Here is a 7,051-nt window from a genome sequence, read left to right as displayed (position 1 = left end):
ACGTTCTATTTCTAATCTATTGGACGGGCTCATAGGCTTGATAATGAGGTGATGAAATGGAGCTGTTCTTTGTCTTTTTCATTATGCTAATTGCGATTATCGGTTTAGTCATGAGTCTGTTGCTCCTTATCCGCTTTCACCCTTCTTTAGGAAGATACCGCGTGTCAATTCGTCATTTTGTCATGCTTTTGCTCGTCTATATAACCGTGGTGCTGGCATTTTCCGCGGTCTACCTTTCCTTGCAGCTGATTGGCTTTGATGTGATCATAACTGAGAATCTTCATACACGAGAGTCTGCTTTAACACATATTCAAAATATCATCTATTTTAGTGCAGTCACGCTACTGTCGGTTGGATACGGTGACTTTATTCCAATCGGGATAGGACGAATTGTGGCAGTTATTGAAGCCCTTTTTGGTTATTTATTACCCGCAGCTTTTGTTGTGTCGACAATGCTGAAGGATGAAAACTATGAAAAGAAGTTGTAAGTCCGATGCTTTTTCGCTACGGTAGAAAGAGAATGAAAATAATTTTGACCTGCAAATTTGCTTCTATCCCAATGGAGAGAAGCAAATTTGCAGGTCAAACCAGTACAGCCTTGAATAAAGGGGGGCAAAAAAGCTTTGAAGCTTCTGCATTCAGAATGGAAGCTACACCCCTTTTCCATAATCAAAAAAATGGAGGGATTCATATGAAAGTTAAAGTAGGAGAACAAGCACCAGATTTCACATTGCCGGCTAGCAATGGGGAGAATGTTAAGCTCTCAGATTTTCAAGGAAAGAATGTCATTTTATATTTTTATCCAAAAGATATGACACCTGGATGTACGACAGAAGCATGTGATTTTCGCGATCGTGTGTTAGATTTTGAAGGGCTAGATACGGTTATTATCGGTGTAAGTCCTGATCCAGTTGAAAAGCATGCGAAATTTATTGAGAAATATCAGCTTCCTTTTTTATTATTAGCCGATGAAGAAACGAAGGTTGCTCAACTGTATGACGTGTGGAAGCTCAAAAAGAATTTTGGAAAAGAATACATGGGTATCGAGCGTTCGACCTTTGTGATAAATAAAGAGGGCATTCTTGTAAAAGAATGGCGAAAAGTTCGAGTAAAAGACCATGTGGAGAACGCGTTAAACTTTATTAAAGAGATGGAATAGTGCTGTCATTGAACGTCCACTTACTTGAGGAGGGATAAGCATGAACATTGTTTCTTCTGCTCGAACGAAAGATGAGATCAAAAAGCAGCTACAGACTGATTTTCCCCAACTCAATTTTCAATTTTTTAATCGGATGAATGAAGTGGGTGAAGCACTAAGAGATGCGGAAATTTTAATTACTTATGGTGAAGATCTAACGCCAGAATTAATAGAACAAGCACAAGCTCTTAAATGGATCATGGTGATTTCAGCTGGTCTTGATAAAATGCCGTTTGCTGCAATTAAAGAGCGTAATATTCTCGTGACCAATGCAAAGGGTATTCATGCATTGCCCATGGCCGAGTATACATTGGCGATGATATTACAAGTAGCAAGAGAAGCAAAAACGATAATAAGCCATGAGCAAAGGAAGGTTTGGGATCGAAAAGTACCGATGCATGAAATCAATGGAAGTACACTTGGGATTTTAGGTGTAGGTGCCATCGGTCAAGAAATTGCAAGACTCGCCAAAGCGTTTGGAATGAAGGTCATCGGCTTAAATTCTACTGGAGCTCCTGTGGAGTGGGTCGATCATATGGTTACGATCAATACGGTCGATTCATTACTCGCCGATTCAGATTATGTTGTGTCCGTTCTTCCCTTAACGAAGCAAACAAATGGATTCATGAGCTATAGGCGATTTGAAAAAATGAAGCCCTCCTCTGTTTTTATTAATATTGGCAGAGGGAAAACGGTGAAGCAAGAAGAGCTTGTACAGGTGTTAAAACAAGGGATCATTTCTCATGCGATCCTTGATGTGTTTGAGAAAGAGCCTCTGCCTGAGGACCATCCCTTCTGGACGATGGAAAATGTCACCGTCACGCCTCACATTTCTGGCATTTCTGCTCAATATCAACCGAGAGCCTTTGAGATCTTTCGGCATAATTTATCTGTCTATTTAAAGGGGAACGGAACACTTATGAATCGAATAGATTTAGATAAGGGATATTAATAAATGCAGGAGGGCTGTAGGGTATGAAGTTACTCGTTTGCATTATTGATGATTTTTATACGTATGAGGTAGAGAAGCAGCTTCGAGAAAAAGGCTACAGAATGACTGAGTTGGCGAGCTCTGGTGGGTTTCTTCGAAAGGGTAACACGACATTTTTATTTGGACTTGAAGAGCAGGATGCAGGTAACATTAAAAAAGCATTAAAAGAAGCATGTCTATCCATCGAGAAAAAAAAGCAACGTAAAGGAAAGCAATCAAGTCGTTATACATCATTTTTAATTAACGTGCAAGATGCCGCTGTGTTCTTAGCAACGCAATAAAGCGCAGAATGACGGTAGACGTTGACATTACGGATACTGGTATACTATACTAATTATAAATATTATAAGATAAGAATTGCTTTCTTGAAAGTGAGGTGCATGACGATGTCAAATCATCGCCTGCAAGAAGCGATCGATGCATTGAAAACGACTCGAGTACGTATGACACCGCAGCGTCATGCGATCTTGGAGTATTTGTTTGAATCAATGATTCATCCAACGGCAGATGACATATATAAAGCGTTAGAAGGTCGTTTTCCTAATATGAGTGTTGCAACAGTCTACAACAATTTACGTGTTTTTAAAGAAGTAGGCATTGTGAAGGAACTAACCTATGGGGATTCATCAAGTCGCTTTGATTGTGTTACATCCGACCACTATCATGTTATTTGTCAAGATTGTGGAAAGATTGTTGACTTTCATTACCCAGGGCTTGATGAGGTTGAGACCCTCGCTGAGCATGTGACTGGTTTTCAAATTAATAATCATCGCATGGAAATTTACGGGACTTGTCCGAATTGCACAAAAGGACAACAGCATTAATGATTAGCTTCTCCTTTATAAAAAGGCAGAAGCTTTTTTTTGAAGACAAAAAGGTATAACATTTTACATGCTGTCTAGCTGCAGGTGCCAGCGGTTAAGGCCATTTCAACTCCTTCTTTGAAAACAAGAATACGTTTTTTGGGGGGAGAGTTTCCTGCACTTTTTTGTGAAAACGAACAAAAGAGCTGACTCAACCGTTGTTGAATCAGCTCTTTTGGTTTTTACGATTATATTTTTCGTCAAACTCTTTTCCTTCTAGAGAAGGATCGAGTGTTAAAGGTTCGTCGCAATGCATGCAGGCATCGACGCGCCCGAGAATTTTTGTCGGTCTCTCACACCCTGGACAAATAACCTGGACGGTCTTTGTGGAGAGCATGCCGATCCAAAAATAAGTAACGGTGCTTGCGATAATAAATAAAAAGCCAAGAAGCATTGCGATCGTCATAACAATAGGTTTGCTTCTAAAAAAGATCCCGACATACATGATAAGAATGCCAACAAACACTAGAGCTAAGGCAAATGTGCGGATTTTATTTATTTTGTTTGAGTATTTTATAGCCATATGTGTGTCCCTCCTAGTTGTCAGTATAGCATATCGATAGAGGGTTACCTATGACAAGACCGAAAAGATGATGGAAAAGGATTATGACTAAAGGTGTCGAACATAGTACTTGTTAATGGAAAGTGTAGAGGAGGGAGAGAAATGGAGGAGCAATTACGCCAGCTTTATCAGGAGCGAGCCAGTGAGGCTGACACTTTAGCCATTCTTTTCGTGGAAAAAGAAGCATCCTACTCTTCAGCAACGGACCGGTTTGACGCGGTTTTTCTGATTATAAAACAAGCATTTGAGCAAAGATGGACTGTGATGCATTACGAGCTTGCAGGTTACAGTGTGGCTGTTCATTCACTTCATGAAGAGGTAATTCAGCATTCATTATTAGTAGGTAATCAACGGCGTCTTGTAGAGTGGTTGGTTATTGGTAAAATAGTGTTTGACCGAAATGAATATGTAAAAGCCTTAAAACGGAGAATGGAAGAATTTCCGATCGAGGAAAGACGTGAAAAAATGGCGATTCAATTTTCGAAGCTGCTACGTCACTTTGAAGAAGGAAAAATGCTGTTTCGTCGCGAACATTATTTTGATGCGTTCAATTGCATGATGTATGCATTGCAACATCTGGCACGATTAGCTGTGACGGAACACGGTTATTATCCTGAAGTAACCATTTGGGAACAGGTGAAGCAAATTGAACCGGAAACCCACAAGCTTTACCAAGAGCTGATACACGGTTCTGAATCAATTGAAAAGCGGGTTGAGCTTCTATTAATTGCAGCTGAATATGCTATTGGTTCCAAGGTTGATGTTGGCAGCAGTCATCTCATTAAAATCATGGAATCAAGGCTTGCTCCTTGGTCGTTTCAAGAGTTACTTGAACGAGAAGAGCTTGCCGGTTACCGTATTGATTTAGAGCTGTTGTTAAATTATCTTGTCGGTAAAAACATGATTCATATTACATTAGAAGAAACGAAAGCACAGACGATTTATCACCGGCTTTATGCTTTCTCAAAAAAACATTAAAAAGTTGTTGACTTATATTTTTATGCATGTTAAATTATTATCTGTCGCCGCAACCGATTGAGATTTGACGGTGGCAGATGAAAATAAAAAAGTATTGACGCACGAAGTTTTAAGTGCTAAGATATAAAAGTCGCCGAAAACGACGAACAGTTCTTTGAAAACTGAACAAAAGCCAAGCGTAATAAGAGATACAAGGTATCTCGTCAATGAATTTTTTATGAAGAGCTAAGTCAGCTTGAAGATAGAAATGGATGGCAGGCTAAGGTCGCAACGTCCTGTTGCAGCACCTGCACTTGTACATCCGTGTATTTCGGAGAGTTTGATCCTGGCTCAGGACGAACGCTGGCGGCGTGCCTAATACATGCAAGTCGAGCGGACCAAAGGGAGCTTGCTCCTGGAGGTTAGCGGCGGACGGGTGAGTAACACGTGGGCAACCTGCCTCGTAGACTGGGATAACACCGAGAAATCGGTGCTAATACCGGATGATTTCTTTCTCCGCATGGAGAAAGGATAAAAGTTGGTTCTGCTAACACTACGAGATGGGCCCGCGGCGCATTAGCTAGTTGGTAAGGTAACGGCTTACCAAGGCGACGATGCGTAGCCGACCTGAGAGGGTGATCGGCCACACTGGGACTGAGACACGGCCCAGACTCCTACGGGAGGCAGCAGTAGGGAATCTTCCGCAATGGACGAAAGTCTGACGGAGCAACGCCGCGTGAACGATGAAGGTCTTCGGATTGTAAAGTTCTGTTGTTAGGGAAGAACACGTACCGTTCGAAAGGGCGGTACCTTGACGGTACCTAACGAGAAAGCCACGGCTAACTACGTGCCAGCAGCCGCGGTAATACGTAGGTGGCAAGCGTTGTCCGGAATTATTGGGCGTAAAGCGCGCGCAGGCGGTCTTTTAAGTCTGATGTGAAAGCCCACGGCTCAACCGTGGAGGGTCATTGGAAACTGGGAGACTTGAGTGCAGAAGAGGAGAGTGGAATTCCACGTGTAGCGGTGAAATGCGTAGAGATGTGGAGGAACACCAGTGGCGAAGGCGACTCTCTGGTCTGTAACTGACGCTGAGGCGCGAAAGCGTGGGGAGCAAACAGGATTAGATACCCTGGTAGTCCACGCCGTAAACGATGAGTGCTAGGTGTTAGGGGTTTCGATGCCCTTAGTGCCGAAGTTAACACATTAAGCACTCCGCCTGGGGAGTACGACCGCAAGGTTGAAACTCAAAGGAATTGACGGGGGCCCGCACAAGCAGTGGAGCATGTGGTTTAATTCGAAGCAACGCGAAGAACCTTACCAGGTCTTGACATCCTTTGACCACTCTGGAGACAGAGCTTTCCCCTTCGGGGGACAAAGTGACAGGTGGTGCATGGTTGTCGTCAGCTCGTGTCGTGAGATGTTGGGTTAAGTCCCGCAACGAGCGCAACCCTTGACCTTAGTTGCCAGCATTCAGTTGGGCACTCTAAGGTGACTGCCGGTGACAAACCGGAGGAAGGTGGGGATGACGTCAAATCATCATGCCCCTTATGACCTGGGCTACACACGTGCTACAATGGATGGTACAAAGGGCAGCGAAGCCGCGAGGTGGAGCCAATCCCATAAAGCCATTCTCAGTTCGGATTGCAGGCTGCAACTCGCCTGCATGAAGCCGGAATTGCTAGTAATCGCGGATCAGCATGCCGCGGTGAATACGTTCCCGGGCCTTGTACACACCGCCCGTCACACCACGAGAGTTTGTAACACCCGAAGTCGGTGAGGTAACCTTTTGGAGCCAGCCGCCTAAGGTGGGACAGATGATTGGGGTGAAGTCGTAACAAGTTAGCCGTATCGGAAGGTGCGGCTGGATCACCTCCTTTCTATGGAGTTTTTACTCTAGTCGATGCGACTTTAGCAGTCGTAACGCTTGTGCTGTTGTTCAGTTTTGAGAGAACTATCTCTCTCTTTGACAAAGAGAACCAAACAATTCGAGGAAACAAGGATGCGAGCAATTGAGCGTATACCAATACGTGACATGAGCGAGAAATCCGTCGTTGACGATGAAGTGTGCTGGTTATCTGCCGTCAAAGTTGTTCTTTGAAAACTAGATAATGAAAAAGTAAGCAAAGAGAACCGAGAAGATCGAGGAAGCAAATGCGAGACGACTTGAGCGTATAACACATACGTGAGAGGAGTTGAGTATGAAGTTGACGAAGAGATTCAACGGTTATTTGAAGCTTATAGACGCAATTGAGTTCACCGGGTATTACCAAGGTAATACTCAAGAACGAGACGTCAAGAATTCACATCAAACCTTTACATTTTGATGGTTTGATAGCGGACATCTTCGATGAACGTTATCAAATGGAATGACAAAGAGACTCAAGTAGTTCGAGGAAGCGATTGTTCGAGCCACTTGAGGAACTGCAGTCATTTGGTTAAGTTATGAAGGGCGCACGGTGAATGCCTTGGCACTAGGAGCC

General features: G+C 43.3%; 7 protein-coding genes, 1 rRNA gene and 1 pseudogene. 8 read left to right on the top strand and 1 reads right to left on the bottom strand.

Annotated features, from left to right (window positions below; genetic code table 11):
* Positions 1 to 56 precede the first annotated feature (56 nt).
* The 5 genes from BLT_RS0116945 to perR all read left to right on the top strand — a co-directional run bounded on the left by BLT_RS0116945 (position 57) and on the right by perR (position 3,013).
* A complete protein-coding gene (locus BLT_RS0116945) occupies positions 57 to 488 on the top strand; it encodes an ion channel (RefSeq protein WP_017728941.1) in 432 nt (143 codons plus the stop codon).
* Positions 489 to 691: 203 nt separating this feature from the next.
* Positions 692 to 1,159: a thioredoxin-dependent thiol peroxidase gene (bcp, locus tag BLT_RS0116940; RefSeq protein WP_026105174.1), complete on the top strand. Its 468-nt coding sequence runs from the start codon at positions 692 to 694 to the stop codon at positions 1,157 to 1,159.
* A 40-nt stretch (positions 1,160 to 1,199) separates the two neighbouring features.
* On the top strand, positions 1,200 to 2,150 hold the full coding sequence (locus BLT_RS0116935) for a D-2-hydroxyacid dehydrogenase (protein WP_017728939.1): 951 nt from the start codon (positions 1,200 to 1,202) through the stop codon (positions 2,148 to 2,150).
* Between the two features lie 23 nt (positions 2,151 to 2,173).
* Positions 2,174 to 2,470: a cyclic-di-AMP receptor gene (locus BLT_RS0116930; protein ID WP_017728938.1), complete on the top strand. Its 297-nt coding sequence runs from the start codon at positions 2,174 to 2,176 to the stop codon at positions 2,468 to 2,470.
* Between the two features lie 105 nt (positions 2,471 to 2,575).
* On the top strand, positions 2,576 to 3,013 hold the full coding sequence (gene perR, locus BLT_RS0116925; RefSeq protein WP_017728937.1) for a peroxide-responsive transcriptional repressor PerR: 438 nt from the start codon (positions 2,576 to 2,578) through the stop codon (positions 3,011 to 3,013).
* A gap of 205 nt (positions 3,014 to 3,218) precedes the next feature.
* On the opposite strand, the gene BLT_RS0116920 is transcribed toward perR, so the two are convergent.
* A complete protein-coding gene (locus BLT_RS0116920; RefSeq protein WP_017728936.1) occupies positions 3,219 to 3,575 on the bottom strand; it encodes a YgzB family protein in 357 nt (118 codons plus the stop codon).
* A gap of 141 nt (positions 3,576 to 3,716) precedes the next feature.
* Here BLT_RS0116920 and BLT_RS0116915 point away from each other — a divergent pair, with 141 nt between their 5' ends.
* From BLT_RS0116915 to BLT_RS22235, 3 genes and pseudogenes are all read left to right on the top strand, one after another.
* Positions 3,717 to 4,592 (top strand): nucleotidyltransferase-like protein, encoded by an 876-nt coding sequence (locus BLT_RS0116915; RefSeq protein WP_017728935.1) that lies wholly within the window; start codon positions 3,717 to 3,719, stop codon positions 4,590 to 4,592.
* A gap of 210 nt (positions 4,593 to 4,802) precedes the next feature.
* A pseudogene (locus BLT_RS25025) lies at positions 4,803 to 4,883 on the top strand (hypothetical protein); the annotation flags it as partial.
* 16 nt (positions 4,884 to 4,899) lie between these two features.
* A 16S ribosomal RNA gene (locus tag BLT_RS22235) occupies positions 4,900 to 6,448 on the top strand.
* Positions 6,449 to 7,051 lie beyond the last annotated feature (603 nt).

The sequence above is a fragment of the Halalkalibacterium ligniniphilum genome (genome assembly GCF_000334155.1).
Lineage (GTDB): Bacteria > Bacillota > Bacilli > Bacillales > Bacillaceae_D > Halalkalibacterium > Halalkalibacterium ligniniphilum.
Note: the sequence above shows the minus strand (reverse complement) of the source record. Positions and strands in the feature narration are given on the sequence as shown.